This is a genomic window from Stenotrophomonas sp. CFBP8994 (genome assembly GCF_034044835.1).
GTDB classification, from domain to species: domain Bacteria; phylum Pseudomonadota; class Gammaproteobacteria; order Xanthomonadales; family Xanthomonadaceae; genus Stenotrophomonas; species Stenotrophomonas rhizophila_A.
On the sequence record NZ_JAXCWT010000004.1, the window covers coordinates 95,272 to 115,631 of the forward strand.

Annotated in this window: 15 protein-coding genes and 1 other RNA gene; 9 read left to right on the plus strand and 7 right to left on the minus strand. The window is 67.7% G+C overall.

The features are described from left to right. Positions 1-12 precede the first annotated feature (12 nt). The 5 genes from SOM39_RS12535 (at position 13) to SOM39_RS12555 (ending at position 7,116) form a co-directional block, all read left to right on the plus strand. A complete protein-coding gene (locus SOM39_RS12535; protein WP_068851102.1) occupies positions 13-1,215 on the plus strand; it encodes an efflux RND transporter periplasmic adaptor subunit in 1,203 nt (400 codons plus the stop codon). A gap of 128 nt (positions 1,216-1,343) precedes the next feature. Beyond that, positions 1,344-4,514, plus strand: coding sequence for an efflux RND transporter permease subunit (locus SOM39_RS12540; protein ID WP_068851105.1), 3,171 nt, complete (start codon positions 1,344-1,346; stop codon positions 4,512-4,514). 25 nt (positions 4,515-4,539) lie between these two features. After that, positions 4,540-5,277, plus strand: a complete 738-nt coding sequence (locus SOM39_RS12545; RefSeq protein WP_068851108.1) for an SDR family oxidoreductase — start codon at positions 4,540-4,542, stop codon at positions 5,275-5,277. Beyond that, the gene (locus SOM39_RS12550) at positions 5,271-6,701 is read left to right on the plus strand and encodes an efflux transporter outer membrane subunit (RefSeq protein WP_068851111.1); all 1,431 of its coding nucleotides are present in this window, start codon (positions 5,271-5,273) and stop codon (positions 6,699-6,701) included. Before SOM39_RS12545 ends, SOM39_RS12550 begins: the two co-directional genes overlap by 7 nt. A gap of 229 nt (positions 6,702-6,930) precedes the next feature. After that, positions 6,931-7,116, plus strand: a complete 186-nt coding sequence (locus tag SOM39_RS12555) for a hypothetical protein (RefSeq protein ID WP_306298147.1) — start codon at positions 6,931-6,933, stop codon at positions 7,114-7,116. 73 nt (positions 7,117-7,189) lie between these two features. Here the strand turns inward: SOM39_RS12555 and SOM39_RS12560 are convergent, their stop codons facing one another. The 3 genes from SOM39_RS12560 to SOM39_RS12570 all read right to left on the minus strand — a co-directional run bounded on the left by SOM39_RS12560 (position 7,190) and on the right by SOM39_RS12570 (position 16,438). Beyond that, positions 7,190-8,056: an endonuclease/exonuclease/phosphatase family protein gene (locus SOM39_RS12560; RefSeq protein WP_320458515.1), complete on the minus strand. Its 867-nt coding sequence runs from the start codon at positions 8,054-8,056 to the stop codon at positions 7,190-7,192. Between the two features lie 95 nt (positions 8,057-8,151). Further along, the gene (locus tag SOM39_RS12565; RefSeq protein ID WP_320458516.1) at positions 8,152-8,820 is read right to left on the minus strand and encodes a hypothetical protein; all 669 of its coding nucleotides are present in this window, start codon (positions 8,818-8,820) and stop codon (positions 8,152-8,154) included. A gap of 73 nt (positions 8,821-8,893) precedes the next feature. Further along, entirely contained in the window at positions 8,894-16,438 is a 7,545-nt protein-coding gene (locus tag SOM39_RS12570; protein WP_320458517.1) for a deaminase domain-containing protein, read from the minus strand. Positions 16,439-16,829: 391 nt separating this feature from the next. Here SOM39_RS12570 and SOM39_RS12575 point away from each other — a divergent pair, with 391 nt between their 5' ends. Then, a complete protein-coding gene (locus SOM39_RS12575) occupies positions 16,830-17,141 on the plus strand; it encodes a hypothetical protein (protein WP_095364192.1) in 312 nt (103 codons plus the stop codon). A 67-nt stretch (positions 17,142-17,208) separates the two neighbouring features. On the opposite strand, the gene ssrA is transcribed toward SOM39_RS12575, so the two are convergent. The 3 genes from ssrA to smpB all read right to left on the minus strand — a co-directional run bounded on the left by ssrA (position 17,209) and on the right by smpB (position 18,642). Then, positions 17,209-17,601, minus strand: a transfer-messenger RNA (tmRNA) gene (ssrA, locus tag SOM39_RS12580). A 111-nt stretch (positions 17,602-17,712) separates the two neighbouring features. Further along, positions 17,713-18,069, minus strand: coding sequence for a hypothetical protein (locus SOM39_RS12585; protein ID WP_184123990.1), 357 nt, complete (start codon positions 18,067-18,069; stop codon positions 17,713-17,715). 69 nt (positions 18,070-18,138) lie between these two features. Then, a complete protein-coding gene (smpB, locus tag SOM39_RS12590; protein WP_068851133.1) occupies positions 18,139-18,642 on the minus strand; it encodes an SsrA-binding protein SmpB in 504 nt (167 codons plus the stop codon). Positions 18,643-18,698: 56 nt separating this feature from the next. Here smpB and SOM39_RS12595 point away from each other — a divergent pair, with 56 nt between their 5' ends. Beyond that, entirely contained in the window at positions 18,699-19,127 is a 429-nt protein-coding gene (locus tag SOM39_RS12595; protein WP_068851136.1) for a type II toxin-antitoxin system RatA family toxin, read from the plus strand. Positions 19,128-19,130: 3 nt separating this feature from the next. Further along, on the plus strand, positions 19,131-19,388 hold the full coding sequence (locus tag SOM39_RS12600) for an RnfH family protein (protein WP_217538738.1): 258 nt from the start codon (positions 19,131-19,133) through the stop codon (positions 19,386-19,388). A 50-nt stretch (positions 19,389-19,438) separates the two neighbouring features. On the opposite strand, the gene SOM39_RS12605 is transcribed toward SOM39_RS12600, so the two are convergent. Then, positions 19,439-19,834, minus strand: coding sequence for an outer membrane protein assembly factor BamE (locus tag SOM39_RS12605; protein ID WP_068851142.1), 396 nt, complete (start codon positions 19,832-19,834; stop codon positions 19,439-19,441). Positions 19,835-19,938: 104 nt separating this feature from the next. Here SOM39_RS12605 and fur point away from each other — a divergent pair, with 104 nt between their 5' ends. Then, complete coding sequence (gene fur, locus SOM39_RS12610; RefSeq protein ID WP_068851145.1) at positions 19,939-20,355, plus strand: ferric iron uptake transcriptional regulator; 417 nt, start codon at positions 19,939-19,941, stop codon at positions 20,353-20,355. Positions 20,356-20,360 lie beyond the last annotated feature (5 nt).

The window sequence follows — 20,360 nt, forward strand, 5'->3', positions numbered from 1 at the left end:
CGGATGCATTCCATGACTTCCTCCAATTCCACTCCGCATCGCTTCTCCCGACGGCTGGCCATGGCCGGCGTGTCGATCCTGGCCGCCGCGGTGCTGACCGCGTGCAGCGGCAGCCAGGCCGAAACCGCCGGGCCGCCGCCGCCGCAGGTCAGCGCCGCGCCGGTGCTGGTCAAGCCGGTCAGCCAGTGGGACGACTTCAGCGGCCGCGTCGAGGCGGTGCAGAGCGTCGAACTGCGCCCGCGCGTGTCCGGCTACATCGACAAGGTCAACTACGTCGAAGGTGACGAAGTGAAGAAGGGCGATGTGCTCTTCACCATCGACGCGCGCAGCTACCAGGCCGAGTACGACCGCGCCCGCGCCGAACTCACCCGCGCCCGCACCCAGTCCACCCTGGCCCGCAGCGAGTCCGAGCGCGCCAAGAAGCTGTCCGAACAGCAGGCCATCTCCACCGAATCCTGGGAGCAGCGCCGCGCCGCCGCCGACCAGGCCGGTGCCAACGTGCAGGCCGCGCAGGCCGCGTTGGATGCAGCGGCACTGAACCTGGAATTCACCAAGGTGCGCGCGCCCATCAACGGCCGCGCGGGCCGCGCGATGGTCACTGCCGGCAACCTGGTCACCGCGGGCGACAGCGCAAGCGTGCTGACCACGCTGGTCTCGCTGGATACCGTGTTCGTGTACTTCGATGCCGACGAGGGCACCTTCCTGCGGTACGCGCAGATGGCACGCAAGGGCGAGCGCCCGAGCGAGCGCGACAGCGAGCTGCCGGTGAAGGTGGGCCTGTCCGGTGAAGAGGGCTTCCCGCATGCGGGCAAGGTCGACTTCCTGGACAACCAGGTCACCCGGAGCACCGGCACCATCCGCGTGCGTGCGCTGCTGGACAACGCCGACCGCGCCTTCACCCCGGGGCTGTTCGCCCGCGTGCAGCTGCTCGGCAGCGGCGAGTTCCAGGCCATGCTGATCGACGACAAGGCCGTGCTCACCGACCAGGACCGCAAGTACGTGTACGTGGTCGACAAGGAAGGCAAGGCGCAGCGCCGCGACATCCAGCTGGGCCGCACCGCCGAAGGCCTGCGCATCGTGCAGCAGGGGCTGGCGGCCGGCGACCGGGTGATCATCGATGGCGTGCAGAAGGTGTTCATGCCGGGGATGCCGGTGCAGGCCAAGGCGGTTGCGATGCAGCCGGCTGCGGCGGCTGCGCCTGTTGCATTGAATTGAAGAGCAGCCGACCAACGGTCGGCTCTACCGTGTCTTTCAACGCCCCGTGGGGCACCGCTCCCGCTGTCGTCTTCGACAGCGGCAGGGGTGCTGCACGCCGGCGTTGGTGAAAACCCAGGAATCCCCTAATGGACTTTTCCCGTTTCTTCATCGACAGGCCGATTTTCGCGGCGGTGCTGTCGATCGTGATCTTCGCCGCCGGCCTGATCTCCATACCCATGCTGCCGATCGGCGAGTACCCCGAAGTGGTGCCGCCCTCGGTGGTGGTGCGCACCGTGTACCCGGGTGCGAACCCGAAGGTGATCGCCGAAACCGTGGCCACCCCGCTGGAAGAGGCGATCAACGGCGTTGAGGGCATGATGTACCTCAAGTCGGTGGCCGGTTCGGACGGCGTGCTGCAGATGACCGTCACCTTCCGCCCGGGCACCGACCCGGACGATGCGGCGGTGAAGGTGCAGAACCGCGTGGCCCAGGCGCAGGCACGCCTGCCGGAAGATGTGCGGCGGCAGGGTGTGACCACCCAGAAGCAGTCGCCCACCTTCCTGATGGTGGTGCACCTGACCTCGCCGAAGGGCAAGTACGACACCCTGTACCTGCGCAACTACGCCCGCCTGCACGTCAAGGACGCGCTCGCGCGCATCCAGGGCGTGGGCGACGCGCAGATCTTCGGTGGCGGCGACTACGCCATGCGTGCCTGGCTGGACCCGGACAAGGTGGCCGCGCGCGGCCTGACCGCCAGCGACGTGGTGCGCGCCATGCGCGAGCAGAACGTGCAGGTCTCGGCCGGCCAGCTCGGCGCCGAGCCGATGCCCAACAGCCAGTTCCTGACCCTGATCAATGCCCAGGGCCGCCTGCGCAGCGAGCAGGAGTTCGGTGACATCGTGCTCAAGGCCGGTACCGATGGCGAAGTGGTGCGGCTGTCCGACGTCGCCCGGGTGGAACTGGGTGCCGGCGATTACACCCTGCGCTCTCAGCTGGATGGCAAGAACGCGGTGGGCATCGGTATCTTCCAGGCCCCGGGTGCCAACGCGCTGGAGATCCGCGATGCGGTGATCGGCACGATGGACGAGATGCAGAAGACCTTCCCGGACGACGTCAAGTACGAAGCGGTGTACGACACCACCATCTTCGTGCGCGACTCGATCAAGGCGGTGGTCTCCACGCTGCTGGAAGCCATCGCGCTGGTGGTGCTGGTGGTGATCCTGTTCCTGCAGACCTGGCGCGCCTCGATCATTCCGTTGATCGCCGTGCCGGTGTCCATCGTGGGTACGTTCGCCGCGCTGTACGTGCTGGGCTTCTCGATCAACACGCTGAGCCTGTTCGGGCTGGTGCTGGCGATCGGCATCGTGGTCGATGACGCGATCGTGGTGGTGGAAAACGTCGAACGCAACATCGAAGAGGGCCTGACCCCGCTTGCCGCTGCGCACCAGGCCATGAAGGAAGTGTCCGGGCCGATCGTCGCGATCGCGCTGGTGCTGTGTGCGGTGTTCGTGCCGATGGCGTTCCTGTCCGGTGTGACCGGCCAGTTCTACAAGCAGTTCGCCGTCACCATCGCCATCTCCACGGTGATCTCGGCGATCAACTCGCTGACCCTGTCGCCGGCCCTGGCCGCGCGCCTGCTCAAGCCGCATGACGCGCCCAAGGATGGCCCCACCCGCATCATCGACCGCCTGTTCGGCTGGGTATTCCGTCCGTTCAACCGCTTCTTCAAGTCCAGCTCGGAGAAGTACGAGCGCGGCGTGTCGAAGATCCTGGGTCGTCGTGGTGCGGTGTTCCTGGTGTATGCGGTGCTGCTGGTCGCCACCGGTTTCATCTTCAAGGTGGTGCCGCCGGGCTTCATCCCGACCCAGGACAAGCTGTACCTGATCGCCGGTGTGAAGCTGCCGGAAGGGTCGTCCATTGCCCGTACCGATGAAATGCTGCGCAAGGTGGCCAGGATCGCCCAGGAAACCGAGGGCGTGGCGCACACCATTTCGTTCCCGGGCCTGAACGCGCTGCAGTTCACCAACACGCCCAACACCGGCGTGGCGTTCATTCCGCTCAAGCCGTTCAACGAGCGCCATGGTCGCACCGCTGCCGAGATCAACGCCGAGATCAACCAGAAGATCGCCGGGCTGCAGGAAGGCTTCGCCTTCGCAATGATGCCGCCGCCGATCCTGGGCCTGGGCAACGGCAACGGCTACCAGATGTTCATCGAAGACCGCGGCAACCTGGGCTACGGTGCGTTGCAGACGGCGGTGAGCCAGATGCAGGGCGCGGTGGCGCAGACCCCGGGCATGGCCTTCCCGATCACCAGCTACCAGGCCAACGTGCCGCAGCTGGATGCCGAAGTGGACCGGGTCAAGGCCAAGGCGCAGGGCGTGCAGCTCACCGAGCTGTTCGACACCCTGCAGACCTACCTGGGTTCGTCCTACGTCAACGACTTCAACGAGTTCGGTCGTACCTGGCAGGTGATCGCCCAGGCCGACGGCCAGTTCCGCAACAGCGTGGAAGACATCGGCAAGCTGCGTACCCGCAACGACCGTGGCGAGATGGTGCCGATCGGTTCGATGGTGACCGTCAAGGAAACCTACGGCCCCGACCCGGTGCTGCGCTTCAACGGCTACCCGGCCGCGGACCTGGCCGGCGAAGCCGACCCGCGCCTGCTGTCGTCGGCCGAAGCGATGAACAACCTGACCGAGATCGCCGCCAAGGTGCTGCCGGTGGGCATGACCACCGAATGGACCGACCTGAGCTACCAGCAGGCCACCCAGGGCAAGGCCGCCTTCATCGTGTTCCCGGTGGCGATCCTGCTGGCGTTCCTGGTGCTGGCCGCCCTGTACGAGAGCTGGTCGCTGCCGCTGGCGGTGATCCTGATCGTGCCGATGACGCTGCTGTCGGCCCTGTTCGGCGTATGGTTGACCGGCGGTGACAACAACGTGTTCGTGCAGGTGGGCCTGGTGGTGCTGATGGGCCTGGCGTGCAAGAACGCGATCCTGATCGTCGAATTCGCCCGCGAGCTGGAAATGGGCGGCAAGGGGATCGTGGAAGCCGCGCTGGAAGCGTGCCGCCTGCGTCTGCGTCCGATCGTGATGACCTCCATCGCGTTCATCGCCGGCACCATCCCGCTGGTGGTGTCGCACGGCGCCGGTGCGGAGGTGCGCTCGGTGACCGGTATCACCGTGTTCGCCGGCATGCTCGGTGTGACCCTGTTCGGCCTGTTCCTGACCCCGGTGTTCTACGTGGCGCTGCGCAAGTTCGTCAGCCGCAATGGCGGCGGCAAGCTGGTCACCCATGGCGAATCCACCCTGCATCACTGATCCCGACCCCTACGAGGAATCACCCATGAATACCGCTACTTCCAAGATCGCCCTGGTCACCGGTGCCACCCGTGGCATCGGCCTGGAAACCGTCCGCCAGCTGGCCCAGGCCGGCGTGCACACGCTGCTGGCCGGGCGCAAGCGCGACACCGCCGTGGCCGAAGCGCTGAAGCTGCAGGCCGAAGGCCTGCCGGTGGAGGCGATCCAGCTGGATGTCGGTGATGCCGCCAGCATCGCCGCCGCCGTACAGGAGGTCACCGACCGCCATGGCCGGCTGGACATCCTGGTCAACAATGCCGGCATCCTGCTCGACGATCCCGCGCTGGCGCCGTCGGCGCAGACCCTGGACACGTGGCGCCAGACCTTCGACACCAACGTGTTCGCCGTGATTGCGGTCACCCAGGCGTTCCTGCCGCTGATCAAGGCATCGCCGGCCGGGCGTATCGTCAACGTCTCCAGCATCCTCGGCTCGCTGACCCTGCACAGCCAGCCGGGTTCGCCGATCTACGGTTTCGCGGTGCCGGCCTACAACGCGTCCAAGAGCGCGGTGAACGCCTGGACCGTGCAGCTGGCCTATGAGCTGCGCGAGGGCACCACCAAGGTCAACACCGTGCACCCGGGCTACGTGAAGACCGACATGAACCGCGGCGAAGGCGAGATCGAGATCGCCGATGGCGCGCGCTCCAGCGTGGGCATGGCGCTGATCGGTGCCGATGGCCCCAACGGCAGCTTCACCTACCTGGGCGAGGTGCTGCCATGGTGATCCGTGTGTTGACCGCCGCCGTTGCCAGCGCGCTGCTGGCCGGCTGCGTCAGCGTCGGCCCCAACTACCAGGCACCACCGGCGCAGCCGGTGGTCCTGCAGGGCGCCGCCGCGCCGGTGTTCAGCACCACCTCGCCGGTGGCCAGCTGGTGGGCGCAGTTCGATGACCCGGTGCTGGAACAGCTGGTGCACGACGCCCTGGGCGACAACCTGGACCTGCGTATTGCGATGGCGCGCGTGCGCGAAGCCCGTGCGGTGTTCGTCGAGCAGCGCCTGGACCAGCTGCCGCACGTGACCAGCGGCGGCAGCTACGACCGCCGCAAGCAGCCGGACCTGACCGCCGGTGGCGAGCGTGTCTTCAGCGAGACCTACCAGCTTGGTTTTGACGCCGGCTGGGAGCTGGATCTGTTCGGTCGCCAGCGCCGTGCCGCCGAAGCGGCGCGTGCCGACCTGGGCGCCGAGCAGGACAACCTGGCCGACGCCCAGGTCACGGTGGCCGCCGAAGTGGCGCGCAACTACTTCGAACTGCGCGGCACCCAGAAGCGCATCGAAGTCGCCAAGCGCACGCTGGTGAACCTGCGCGACACCCAGAAGCTCACCGAAACCCGGTGGGACCTGGGGGCGGGCAGCGAACTGGACGTGCAGAGCAGCCGGGCGCGGTTGAAGGCGATCGAGGCCGACATTCCTCTGCTGGAAGTGGCCGAAGTGCAGTCGCGGCATCGCCTGGCGGTGCTGCTGGGGCAGCGCCCGGACGCGTTGGACACGCTGCTGGAACCGCGTGATGCCGCGCCGTATGCCAAGGCGTTGCCGCTCGGCGATACCACCGACCTGCTGCGCCAGCGTGCCGACGTGCGCGTGGCCGAGCGTCGCCTGGCTGCCGCCACGGCGCGGGTTGGCGTGGCCACCGCCGATCTGTTCCCGCGGATCAGCCTGAGCGGGTTTGTCGGCTTCCTCTCCGGCGATGCCAGCGGGCTGGTCAACGGCAACAACAAGGCGTGGTCGGTGACCCCGTCGATCAGCTGGGCCGCGTTCGACTTCGGTACCGTGAAGGCGCGCCTGCGGGCCAGCAAGGCCCAGGCCGATGGCGCGGCGGCCGAGTATGAGAAGGCGGTGCTGCTGGCGCTGGAAGATACCGAGAACGCGTTGACCCGTTATGCCAAGCAGCAGGCCCGCCTGGCCATCGTCGCCGAGCAGGCGCAGGCCGCGCGGCGTGCCGAACAGCTGGCGCAGATCCGCTACCGCGAAGGGTCGGAAGATTTCCTGACCCTGCTGGATGCACAGCGCACCCAGCTGGCGGCGGATGACGCGTTGGCGGCGGCCGAGTCGACGGTGAACGTCAGCGTGGTCGGTGTGTACAAGGCGCTGGGCGGTTGGGGCCAGCAGCAGGATGCAACCCCGCCGGCGGTGGCCGGCACGATGCGGTGATGGAGGGCAGGGGGCGGCAAGAGTCGCCCCCTGCACACTTTGTAATGGTTCGCCGCAAAGGCGTACCGGAGAACCCCGCGCTGACGGCTTTGCCTCTGCCGGGTAGAACCGACCCGGTGCTAAAAACAGTCCCTGCCCGGGGATATGTGTAATGCAACGGAATTGCTGGAAGCCGCCACGTGCGGGAAAGGAAGAACAGGCATCGGCGTCCTCTGGACTGTCCCCAGGCGTGATTGTGTTGCTGGTTGTCGCCGCCCTCACCGTGAGCCTTGGCTTCGCGCGCTTGCCCGACAGCCTGCTCGGCATCGGCGTAGTGGGCGTTGGCGTATTCCTGGCCATCAGCGCCCGGATCTGCCAGGCGCGCGAACAGCACCAGGCCCTGTGCAAAGCGCTCGAGGGCCTGCGCCGGGGGTAGCTTCGCATCCCGATCGACTGCCGTTGGGTTTCCGGGAACCGCTTGTGCTCCGTTGAGCGTCACGCGTTACCGGTCAAGGCGTGGACGCGGCCGGGAACACCAGTTCTGCCAGGACCGGGTAGTGGTCCGACGGCACCACGCCGCCCGGTTTCTGGTCCAGCGTGACGAATCGGTTCACACCAAAGCCGCGGACCAGGATCCAGTCGATCTCGGCGGTGGGCGTATCGCTGAAGTTCTGGAAGGTCAGGCGCGGGCCTTCGACCTTGCGTGCCAGCTTGCGGGCATCGGCCAGCCCAGTGGTGAACGCCGCATACGTGGTGCTGCCCGGTTCGCTGTTGAAATCGCCGGTGACCACCACCGGAATGTCCTTCGGCAGCGCGGCCAGGCGCTGGGTGATCAGCTTGGCGCCCAGTACGCGGCGCGGCTCGTCTTCATCGCGGTAGGGCAGGTGGGTGTTGTACAGGTAGAAGCGCTTGCCGTCGGCGGCACGTTCGAACAGCGCCCAGGTCACCATGCGCGGCATCAGGTTGCCCCAGGTGATGCTGCCGGCGACCTCCGGAGTATCGGACAGCCAGAAATTGCCCGATTCGACCACCTTCAATGCGGCGCTGTCGTAGAACACGCCCATGTGCTCTTCATTGTCGCCGGGCCCACGCGGCTCGCCGAACCACCGGTAGCCGGGCAGGTGCTGCACCAGGTAGTCGGCCTGGTTGGTCTTGAGCTCCTGGGTACCGAACACCACCGGGTGCTGCTCGCGCAGCAGCGCCACCATCGCATCGCGACGGTCCTCCCAGCGCTTGTTCGGCTCGGTGTCCACCGGGGTGCGGACATTGAATGACATCACCCGCAGCGGCTCGGGTGCCTTGGCCAGGGCGGAGCCGAGCGGCAACGCCAGCGCGATCAGGGCCAGCAGGGCTGGACGACGAAAAGCAGACAGCATGGGAATCCCTCCATTCCGTGAAATCGTTTGCAGAGGGTGCCATGGAATGACCGGGCCCGACTATGCGGACGTTGGCGGCAGCGGCGGGCAGCGGCTCAGCTGCCCAGCAGCACGATCCCCACCGTCATGTTGATCGCCGTCCCCAGCGCGAACACCCACAGCGCCGACAGTACCGAGTTCAGCCAGGAGCGCTGCAGGGCGACCTTCAGCCAGCTGGCCTGGACCACCAGGTACCAGCCGGCCGAGACCACGCCGGTGGCGATCCCGAGCGTGGTGGAGAGCTCGCCAGGCAGGCGCACGAACACCATGCTGGTGGACAGCGCCACCGCGAACGGCGCGGTCAGGTAGCACTGCATGAAGAACGGGCGGCGCAGCGATTCGCGGGTCATCGGCACGCGCTTGCGGCGCAGCAGGTGCACGGTGGCGATCAGCGGCCAGATCGCGAAGGTGATGGAGCGGTACAGCAGCAGGCTTTCCTCGTTGCCCATCACCGTGCGCGACAGCTCGCTGGTGCCGGCCACGGTCTGGTGCATCAGCAGCTCCACCCCGTGCGCGACCAGCACCGCCAGCATCAGGAACATCGGCGGGCTGATCGCATCGTCGAACTGGCGCTCCAGCTTCTGGGTCAGTTCGGTGTTCACGTACTGCGCCATCCGCCGCGGATGCATCACCACCCGGTACAGCGTGCGCGGGAAGAACAGGAACCAGGTGCAGAGCTCGTACAGGAACTCTTCGAGCGAACGCAGCAGCTTGAGGAAATCCATGCAGGCCTCGGGCGCGGGGCAGGGCGCGACGCCGCAGGAGGCGCCGCCGCCGGTACCAGCATGGCCCATGGCGCTAGCTCATGCCAGCGTCCTGACGCCACTGGTCGAAATAGGTGACCAGCCCTGCGTCGGGCTCCAGCCGCTCCGCAGCGGGCGGCAGTGGCTCGGGCACGCGCGCGGGGGCTCCGTAGTCCACCATGTAACGCACCGAGAAGGGTTCGGCGTCCGGGAACCGGTTGCGGAGCTGTTGCATCACCACCCCGCCGCATGAGCGGCAGGTGTCCTGCAGCGTCCACAGCCTGAACGAGATCGCGCGCGGGTGGCCCTGCATGGCGCTGGCGATCAGCCGCTCCGAATCCACCTCGCGGCCGAACGGGCGCCCTTCGAGATTGTCGAGGTTGCGCACCACCGGCAGGCTGGTGATCGTCTTCAAGGGTGCTACGCCCTGCATCGCCTTGCGGGCATCGACGAAGCGGGTGCCGTCACCCAGCGATGCGTCTTGCCGCAATTGAACGTTGCGCCCCCGCTTTCCACCGGAGAGCGCGTACTCGATGGTCCGCTTGCCGTCATCGTCGATGATCTCGGCGAACGCCAGGTTGGCGCCCTTCAGGTGCGCCTGGATCAACCGGCCGGTATCCGGCAGGGCCAGCGCGGCCGCGTCCACCGGCTGCCAGGTGCCCTTGCCACCGGTCGCCGGCAGCAGCGCATTGAGGACGTCGGCAACCTGGCCGCGTTCTTCCTCCGTGGCGCTGCCCATCGCCTTCCAGTCCGGGATGCGGCGACGCGCGATCTGGACGAAGCCGAGCTGTTCGCGCTCGCCGGTCAACACACTGTCGGCGTAGCGCTTGAGCACATCCGGGCGCCCGTGCGCGGCGAAGTAGTCGACGTACGCGTCGTAGGTGGGGAACTGTGCCAGCTGGTCCTCGCTCAGGCCGGGGCGGATGAAGCTGTACGCCAGTCGCGCGATGTTCTCCCGGTCCTGTTCCAGGTACGGGCGCAGCAGGTTCATCCGGTAGCCTTCTGACGTGCGCAGGTAGGCATGGATGGCTGCCGCGTCGCGCTCGTCCTGCAGGCGGGTGAACTGCACTTCGGCGCCGGCCTCGAGGGCATCCGGCAGCGCGGCCTGGTAGAACACCCCATCATCGGGCTCGATGCACAACCCGCGCAGGAACGGTGTTTCCACCCGGATCGCACGCAGGCGGCGCGCATCGGCGATACCGGGAACCAGTGCGCCGAGGTCCACCACCGGCAGCGTCTGCCGCAGGCGCGTCAGATCTGCCGCCTGCACCGACGCACCCAGGCCGAAGTCCGGCGCATCCACCAGCGTGCCGCGCAGCGTGTCGGGATAGCTCACGCTGGCGGGCAGGCCGAGCGCGTCGCGCAGCGCCGCCGGCAGCGGGGGCAACGTCGGAGGTGCGCCCTTCGCCGACGGGGGCCACGCGCAGAACTCGCCCTTGTGCACCATCAGGCGCAGCGTTTCACCGGTGTCGGGGGAGACGTGGGCCAGGTCCAGGGTGAACTCGCGGGTGGCAGCGGCAAGGGCGTCCATACGCTCCGGTGGAAGGGTGCCGACGTCCAGGTCGCTGGCCGCATCCGGGACGAAGCGCAGTCGCGACTGCCGCGCACACGGCAGCATCTCCAGCGAACGCCGCGGGCGGCAGCTGGCCGGCAGCGGTTGCCAGTAACCGGGCCCGGTGGGCCGCGCGTTGGCAGGCAGGGCTTCCAGTGCGTCGCCATCGGCGTTGAGGCGGTAGCGTTGGCCTTGCAGCAGCACGTCCCACTCGTCATCCCCGTGTGCGAGGAACTGCACGGGCGTATCGCCCACCGATACCTGCAGGCCCTGTTCCGTGCGTCGTGCCGGAATCATGGACGGCAGCTCGTGTTCGAAGGTGAATTCCTCCAGTGGCGGCCCATAGGCGTGACCTGTGATCAGGTCGAAGCGGTGCCAGGACGTGCGCTGCGCGACAACCAGCGCCACGCTGCCGTCGGCCAGCCGCGCCTCGGCCAGCAATGGCGTTCGTGTCTTCAGGGCCTGCACCGCGCCTGCCGGCGCAGCACCTTGCGAGACAGCGCGCTCCACGGCCAGCGCTGATCCGTCCAGCGCGGTGCCGCTGCGCAGCGCCCGGCGCAGCCAACCTGCGCCCTCCAGCGCACTGTTCCAGGCATGGCTGCCTGCCCACAAGGCGCCCTTGCCAACCGTTTCGATCGTGCCCAGGCCGCCCTTGCGCGCGACGTCCTTGCCCAGCGTCACCAGCGCGCTGCCGGCCTCGGCGGCAATCGACTGGATGGTGCGCTCGCCGGCCGCTTCCGCGATGCGCACGGTGCAGGCGACGAACCTGCCCACCTCCAGCACGGGTGCGTCCATCGCACACTTGGCGAGCGTGCCCAATGACAGGTCACCGGCCTGCAGCTGCTCGGCGCAGCCGTACCCCGGCACCGCGAATTCGGCCAGCTCGTTCAGTACATGCAGCTCGCGCTTCCGCCGTTGTTCCAGCCCGGTCAGGCGGGCCAGCTCCTCGTTGCGGACGCGGTCCAGCACCGGCTGCCACAGATGCGTGGCGGCCAGTTTGGCGATGCCGCTCAGCTTCTGCGCATCGCTGCCGCGGATGGCCACGCCGGAAGACGCCAGCGACAGACCCGGCAGCGGGTTGAGGCCGTTGCCATCGCGGGTGCGCCGCACCGCGCCGCTGATCAGTCCTTCAAAATCGATCAGCGGCCCGAGCACCGGGTCCGCCCATGCCCGGCGTGCCATGCCGGCCTGCGGCACGATTTCGTAATACACCGGTGCGTCATCGCTACCGGCCGGATCGCAGCGTAACAGCAGGCCCTGGTCGGCCTGGCGGCCATCGCAGCTGACCCGCAGCGTGCTGCACGTCGCCTCCTGCAGCAGCTGGCGGTCCTCCGCGGGCAGGCCCTCCAGTGTCGTGGTGATCAGGCCGGCCAGGCCAGACTCCACGCGCCGCTGGTAGGTATCGAATTCGGCAGCGTAGCGGTCTGCGGTGGTGGGTCCGGAGGTGGACAGATAGGCATCCGCCACCAGCAGTGCCTGCAGCGAATCATCGTTGGTGACCAGGATCCGCTGCTGCGGATCGTCGGGCGGATCACCGCCCGCGGCCGAGGGTTTGCCCAACGCGTAGAGATGCGATTCGAATGCCACCAGGCGCGACGGCACGATGCCATGCTGCGCCAGGTAGTCCTCGCCGATATCCGCCGGGCGCTGCGACCACAGCGCTGGCGGCACGCCGGCCTCGCGCAGCGTTTGTGCCGCAACGTCCATGCGTCGCGGTGCGGGGCTGCCCAGCTGCTCCACATGCAACGCGTGCTGGCCCTGCTGCGCCTGCAGAAAGGCGAGTGCGTCGCTGATCTGCTGCCCGCTTACCGCATCGAGCCGGGTGTTGGGGGGAATCACGCCGTGCGCGCTCGCACAGGCCACCGCCGCCGGCACCAGCGTGCGTGCCCACGCCTCATGCAGTGCATCGTGCTCGCCTGCGGCATCCACGGGCTTCGCCAGCTGCGCGGGCAGGGCGGTGACCGTGTCGAAGTCGAGTCGACCGCAGGCACCGGGCTGCATGGCATTCACGAACGTCGCGGCATGCAGCAGCGACACGCTCAGGGGCGAGCCTGCGTAGCCCAGCCACTCCGGAATGCCGCTGACCAGCAGCGCAGGCTGCTCCAGCTCGCTGGCGAGCATCCAGTACACGATCTCCAGAGCCGCCGGCGATGCGCCGGGGTTGGTCTGCAGCACCGCATCGCGCAGTTCCCGGGCTAGCTCGGTAAAGCGCGCATCGACGACGCTGGGCGAGGCGAATCGATCACGCAGGGCGTCGATCCGGTCAAGGCCCACATAGCGTTCCAGCATCAACGTTGCCAGCAGCGACTGCGCGCCGCGCGGCGACGTTGTCTCTCCCGCGCTGCCGCCGTGCCAGCCGGCCTCGGCCAGCAGCGGCCGGCAGAAGTCGGCGAACTGGCGGGTGCGGCTCATCAGCGCCCACGCGTCCACGGCCGCCAATGGCGCCGCATCGCTGTCGCGCTCACTGCGTGGGTGCAGCAGCGAAAGCCCGAAACGGTCGAGCAGGGTATCCAGTTCGGGCAGGCGGGATGGGTCAAGGCCGGACCTGGCCGGTGCGGGCGTTGGCATTTCGCGCAGTGCGTATTCCGGCAGCGCCCGCTCGGTGGCATCGGCGGGTGCGGGAAGGTCGCGGCGCGTCGCCAGCAGCGGGAACTGCAGGGGTGCGTCCGGCCCGCTTGCTGCACGCGCACCGGGCGGCAGCAGCACGGTACTGAAGGCTATGGCCTCGTCGGTGGTCAATGCCGGGTAACGTGCACGCAGCGCGATCGCCAACGACAATACCGGTGCGCCGTCGTCGGCAGCCGTGCGCTCGCCCCATCCGCCCGGTTCCGGAGGCACTGCGAGCTGGGCCTGCGCCGAGGCCGACAGCAGCGCGGTACAGGTGGCGGCCGTCAGCGGAGCGGCATGGTCCAGTCGCGACGGCGCGGTGCCGCCCGGCAGCGGGCGCAGCAGATGGCGCCACACCGTGTGGCGCGCGTCGTCGCTGCCGCACCAGTCATCGAGCGCAGCGGGTCCTTCCATGATCCGCGTCCACAATTCCGGCACGCCCTGCGCCTGGCGCGTCTGCACGCGCGAGGCGCTGGCGCGGTTCACCACGTTCACCAGGCCGCGCCGGTTGTCGTAGCCGTCCGGGGCGCGCCATAACGCGGCCAGCGCACTGGCCGGTTGCAGCGTCAGCCATTCGGCGGGTGACAGGTGCCAGATCGAACCGCGCTCGAATGCCGTTCGCCAGCCGCCCAGCGTTTCACCACCGGGCAACGCCGCCAGGGTGCGGAAGAAGCCATGTGCAAGCTCCGGCGTGACCGCTTCCCTGGCAATGCCCAGCGTCGAGGCGATCAGCTCGCGGCTTTCATCGCCACGCATCAGCCGCAGCAGGGCGGGCTCCTGCTCCGCTGCCGTGGCCGGGTAGCGCTCGCTGCCCAGTAGATGGCGGATCACCGCACCAGGCAGCGGCCGCCCGATGCTGATCGGCGGCAGCAGCCGGCGCAGCGGCACTGGGTTGCCGCGCAGATCCATGCGTTCGAGCAGGTCCAGTGCCGGCGACGAACGGGTATCGCCCACCCATGCAAAGAACGCTGCGCAGGTGGCGTACGCCACCGGGTACCAGGGATCGGCACGATCCATCGGCATGTCCAGTCCGGCATACAGCTGCACCACCGGTGCGATCAGCTCACGGGTCAGCACGCGCAGATCGCTGCGGCGCGGATCGATGACCGACTGCAGCGCCGGTTCCAGGTCGTCGTAGCGCGCCAACGACGCGGCAATGTGATGGAACAGCGCGCCCAGTTCGGTCGCCCAGTGCGTGCCCGCCATCGCCGCGCGGCGTTCCAGATGATCCCGCCAGTCGGCAACCGCGGGGGCACTGCCGCGCCACTCCCATCCTTCGCCGAACCGCAACGGATCGACCATCCCGCGCAGGCTGACCAGCAGGTCGGCCAGGAGCGCGTCGGCGGCGTCCAGCACCTCGAAGCCGGTGGCATCCAACAGCGCAGGCTCTGCCTCGACCAGCCAGCGCCGGGTCTGCGCCGGATCCCCAGGATGCGGGACCGGCATGCCGTACGCCTGGCGCATGCGAGCATGGTGGGCGTCCAGCTGGGGCGCGGTCATCGGCATCGCCAGGCGTCCGGCGACGGTATCGGTCTGCCAGGCCAGTGCATCGAAATACGCGTGCGCTGCCGCCAGTGGGACATCCTCCTGCGCCTGCAGATGGCCGACGGCAGCGCTGCCGATGCGGGCCAGCCGGTGCAGCGCGGCAGCATCAGCGTCCTCGTGCGGGCCGTGGGTCAGCACGTCCAGCATGCGGGTAAAGGCATAGGCGCGGGCGGCAGCACTGTCGCCGCCTGCAAGCGTGCGCTTGGCGCCTTCGGGCAGCAGCGCGAAATCCTGCAGCGCGGCGTACCATGCGCGCGCGGGAGCAGCATCGAAGAAGGCTGCCAACGCCGCCGGCGTCGGCGTGCGCTGCTGCAGGTCGAGCCCGGCCACGGCGAAGGCATCGGTCACGGCGTCATGCAGCCCAGCGGGCGTGCGCGGCACCTGCCAGTCCAGCGCCCCCCACCAGTCGCGCGGCGGAATGCGGTCCATCAGCGGGACCAGTACCGCCAGTGGCAGCGCACCTTGCATCGGCACCATGGCTTGGGCGACTGCGCTGCCGAGCAGCGACGGCGTGCCAGTCGGGACGAACGCCGGCACGCCCATGTCGGTGAGTGCACCGGACAGTGCCAGTGGCAGCACAGCGGGATGATGCACAGAGCGCGCCTCTGCAGTGGGTACCATCGCCTGCATCGGCGTCCGCTGTGAAGTTGCAGCAGGTTGTGCTTGGCGTGCCAGCAGCGCACCCATCGCCGCCGCCTGCGCGCGCAGCAGGCCCGGCACGGTGCGCCGCTCTTCCCAGCACTGGCCCGGTTGCGCGAGCGCGGTGCCGGGGCGCTGCCGACCGAGCAGCGCATCGCTGTTCGATGCAGGCGTGGCGGCGCCAGCCGCCGGTGTACAGGCAACGGTCTGCAACGGAAGCATCCAGGCGGCATCGAGGTCCAGCGTCCGCGCGGCATCGACAACCGCATCCGCTGCCCGCGCGGTGTGACCCAGCAGGCGCGCACCCACCGCAACGGCATACGCCACGCCGGCGCCGGTGCCCAGCATCTGCGGCAACTGCAACGGCGCGCTCAACAGGCTGACCAACGCGCGGGCGACGCTGTCATAGCGGCCCAGCGGCATTACCTGTGCCTGGCAGTCGAGGCTGGATTGATGGGATACCGCCAGGAGCTCGAGGGCCAGCGCGTGGGGTGTGACACCAGCGGACGATGCGTGGCCTGCATCGGTTGCACCCCCATGAAGCGCCGCCAGGCGCGCGTAAATAGCCTTGATCGCGGACGCATCCAGCGAGTCGAACACCTTGGGCAGGCCGGCGCGCGGCTCGACCAGTCCGGCATCGCGCTGCTGCCGCACATGCCGTAGTGCCCGCTGCAGCGTTCGCTGCGAAGCTTCCGGTGCCAGCGTCTGAAGCTGGGTCAGGGCCCAGGCCCAGCGGAGGTGGTCATTCTTTCCACCGAGAAGGTCCTTCTGAACATCCAGCGCCACCGCGCGCGCGTCTGCCTGCCCGTCCTGCTGGCGACGTTCAAGCAGCAGTGCCTGCCACTGCCCGGGTGTGACGTGCATCGGGCGATAAAGCGCGTCGCGCAGTCGCTGCAGAAACGGGTCTGCAGCGGCGGTGGCGGCCGTCAGCCGCTGCCGTTCGGTGATGCATTCAACCTCCCAGTGGGCAGTTGGCAGTCGAAGCGCATGCAGCAGCACGCATCGCCATGCCAGCGCCTCTTCTTTTTCGCACACCGGCAGCACGCAGCGCTCTGCCAGCCACTCGGCAATGCCATCCCCAAGTGGCGTGCCCGGCAACCCTCCCTCGATCAGCGCGTGCAACAGCGTGGTGTCGATCGGTGCCGCAGCCAGGCGGTCGGCGAGCGCGCGCAGCTGCGTGTGGGGTACTCCGCGCAGCGGCAGCGTGATCACTGATCCCATCACCGTACGGTTGTGCACCTGGCGCGGGCTGGGCATGCGCGTTGGCGGCGACGCGACGGCTGGCACGCGTGCCACGCCAGGTAAACGAGTGGAGAGGACGGGGGAGGGAGACATCGTCGGCACAGGCAGGGCGTCGCGGCAGGCGCAGGGGGCGCGGAAGGGCGCCGATCCTACCCACGGGCTCTGCTGCTGCAATCCACTACATCCATCGAACCTGACTAAACCATTCAAGCACTGCTTAGAAGTCGTTGCAGGGCGCGGGATCCCGGCAGGCCGTCATCACCCGTGCGCCATCGGGCGGCGGTGTCGGGATCGGAATTGTTGTAGTGACGTGCCGACCGAGGCAGGCGTTCCCGGACAGCAATACCCGGGTGCCGGAACAGGGGGTACTCTGGGCAGTCCCCATCGCCAACCCCGGGCCCGCCGCATGGATTACCAGCTGATCATCAAGTTCTGGAGAAAGTCGCTGGACGACGAAGCCTTCCTGGCCACGCTCGAGGCCGAACTGGGCACCGCCCTGGGCAGCGCCGCCAAGCTGGACGGGTACGACGTCAGCGCCAAGGAGATCAACCTCTTCATGTTCACCGCCGACCCGCGCCCGGCCTTCCGTCGCGCCAAGGATGTGCTGGAACGGCTGGGCGTGCTGCACAGCGTGTCGGCCGCCTACCGGCTGGAGGGCGGCGCGCAGTTCACCTCGCTGTGGCCGACCCGCATGGCGCGGAAGTTCACGCTGCCCTGAAGGCAATAAAAAAGCCGAGAGTCCCAAAGGATCTCTCGGCTTTCCAGGGTCTTCGCAGACCCCGCATTGGTGGAGGTGGGCGGAATTGAACCGCCGTCCGAAGGCACTCCATCCCCAGTTCTACATGCTTAGCTCACCGTTTGGTGTCGTCCTGTGGCAGTACGGTGTGCGAAACGCACCCCAGGATCAGCCTGCTTTAGGTTAGGTCGCAACTGACAGGCAGCCATCGCAACCGATTCCATGATAATGACCCTACACCGACGAGCATGGACACAAGTGGGTTCGGGGCTCCGCCTAAGTCGGCAGAAGGTAACTCAAACAGCTTTTAGGCTGCGAGAGCGACCGGAGCGTAGTTGTCGTCGTTGGCAACTAGAAGTTTGCTGCTGGATTAACGAGGAAAGCTGCCCCCTCGGCATGCACCAAGTGACTTCACAACCCCCGTCGAAACCAATGCACCCCCGGTTTCTTCAAGAACTGCAAGGCGTCTGGCGACCCAGACGTTACTTGATGGGACTGATCCTACTCCGATTCAGCTGAACAGTCACCTGAAAACGTCACGGCCTTGTCGGATCTACCGGCCTTCGCGCTGGCGCTTGCTGTCGGCCTGGTGCTTGGCCCGGACCTTGCGGTCGTGGTTCTGGGCGTTGCGCTGGGTCATGGCCTGCTTGCGGGCTTCGGGTTCGGCGCGCGCCATCAGGGCTTCGATCCGGGCGACCAGGCGGCGGTGCTCGAGCGAGTCGTAGCTCTGGGCCTCCGAGGCCACGCGTTTGGCGTTGCGAAGGGTGTAAGTCAGCACCTTGAGCAGGGCGGCCGGGTCCATGGCGCGGGCCAGTTCGCCGAAGATGGTCTCGTAGGCGGCGACGTCGGCCTGCAGCGTGGCGATGGGGTCCGCGCTCGGGGCGGTCTCCTGGGGGATTTCCTGGGTCACGCGGTGCTCCGGACAGTTGGGGCGGGTAGGGCAGCCGGGCAGGGCCCGGCTCTACGGATGGGGTGACTCTCAGGCGTCGCGGTTGTGGCGGCGCATGGTGCGCTGCTTTTCGCGGGCCCAGTCGCGGTCCTTTTCGGCGTCGCGCTTGTCGTGGGTCTGCTTGCCCTTGGCCAGCGCCACTTCCAGCTTGATCTTGTTCTTGCTCCAGTACATCGCCGTGGGGACGATGGTGTAGCCGTCACGTTCGACCTTGCCGACCAGCTTGTCGATCTCGCTGCGGTGGAGCAGCAGCTTGCGCTCGCGGCGGTCATTGGCCACCACGTGGGTGGAGGCCTGGATCAACGGGGTGATCTGGGCGCCGATCAGGAAGATCTCGCCGCTTTTGACGTAGGCGTAGGCGTCGATGATGTTGCCGCGCCCGGCGCGGATCGATTTCACTTCCCAGCCCTGCAGGGCCAGGCCGGCCTCGAAACGGTCCTCGAGTGTGTATTCGTGGCGGGCACGCTTGTTGAGCGCGATGGTTTTGTTGGCCGTCGCGTTCTTTGCTTTATCCTTGCCGCTGTTCTTGCTCATTTACCTATTGTCTCCGATTCGGGCCCCCGCGGTCGATTCGCCAGCCAAGCCTTCGCATGCCAACCATCAAACGTAGTGCCCTGGTCGAACATTCGGCTGCCCGCATGTTCGACCTGGTCAATGATATCGAGGCCTACCCGCACCGCTTCCGGTGGTGCTCGGCGTCGCAGATCCTGGAATCCGGTCCGGACCGGCTGGTGGCGCGGCTGGACCTGGGGTTGGGGTCGTTTTCCACCTGGTTCATGACCGAAAACACCCTGCAGCGCCCGCACCACATCGACATGCAGCTGCGCGATGGCCCGTTCAAGCGCCTGCACGGCCGCTGGGAATTCCATGCGCTGGCCGAAGATGCCTGCAAGGTCACCCTCACGCTCGAGTTCGAACCCAACTCACGCCTGCTGGGGCCGGCGCTGGCACTGGGCTTCCAGGGCCTGGCCGACCGCATGGTCAATGACTTCGTCCGCGTCGCCGACGAGCAGGACTGAGCCGTGATCCGGGTGGAAGTGGTATTGGCCTGGCCCGACCGTGCCGAGTCGCGCCCGCTGGAACTGGCTGAAGGCGCCACCGTAGCCGACGCCATTGCCGCCGCCGCCATCGAGGGCAGCGCGGCCTGCCCGGCCGTGGCCGTGCATGGGCTGCTGGCCAAGGCCAGCCAGGTGCTCAACGACGGGGACCGCGTGGAATTGCTGCGGCCCCTGCTGGCCGATCCGAAGGACAACCGGCGCAAGCGGGCCCGCGCGCGCTGATGCCGCGTCGCCACCCGCCCGGTCAGTGAAGTGCCGGGCGGTGCGCCGGATCAGCGGCTGCGCTGCTTCTTCTTGTCCTTGGCCAGGTTGCGGCCGAACTGGCGCACCTGGTCCCGGGCCAGCTGGGCATCGTTGTTGGGGAAGTAGTCGCCTTCCCAACGGGTGACCTGGTCGCCTTCGAAGAACACCACGAAGTTCTTCACTTCGGTGCGGCCGAGGCGGTCGAGCCGCTGGCTGGCGGTGTAGTCCCAGCGCTGGGCGTGGAAGGGGTCGTCAATGGAGGGGGTGCCGAGCAGCGCGTTGACCTGCTGCTTGCTCTGGCCCACCTGCAGCTGACCGACGGCCTGCTCCCGGATCAGGTTGCCCTGATAGATGGGTTGCTTATAGATGATGCCGCAGCCCGTGGTGGACAGGGCAACGGCGGCGACCAGCAGGAGATTGCGCATCGGGGAATGGCGTTTTGGGAAATCCAGTCGATGATACACTCCGAACGTGTCGCCGCGACCCAATCCGAGGCAGCTGGCGCTAAATCGCCAATGAACGGAGACTTATGGAAACCCACGACCTGCGCAAAGTTGGCCTGAAGGTGACCCATCCGCGTATGCGGATCCTTGCCCTGCTTGAGCAGCGCGACGCCCAGAAGCACCAGCACCACATGACGGCCGAAGACATCTACCGCCAGCTCCTGGAGCACGGTGACGAGATCGGCCTGGCGACGGTGTACCGCGTGCTGACCCAGTTCGAGGCCGCCGGCCTGGTGCTGAAGCACAATTTCGAAGGCGGCCAGGCCGTTTACGAACTGGACCGGGGCGGCCACCACGACCATATGGTGGATGTGGACTCGGGCAAGATCATCGAGTTCGAAAGCCACGAGATCGAAGAACTTCAGCGCAAGATCGCCGCCGACCACGGCTACGAGCTGGAAGAGCACTCGCTGGTGCTCTACGTGCGCAAGAAAAGGAAGTAACGGCT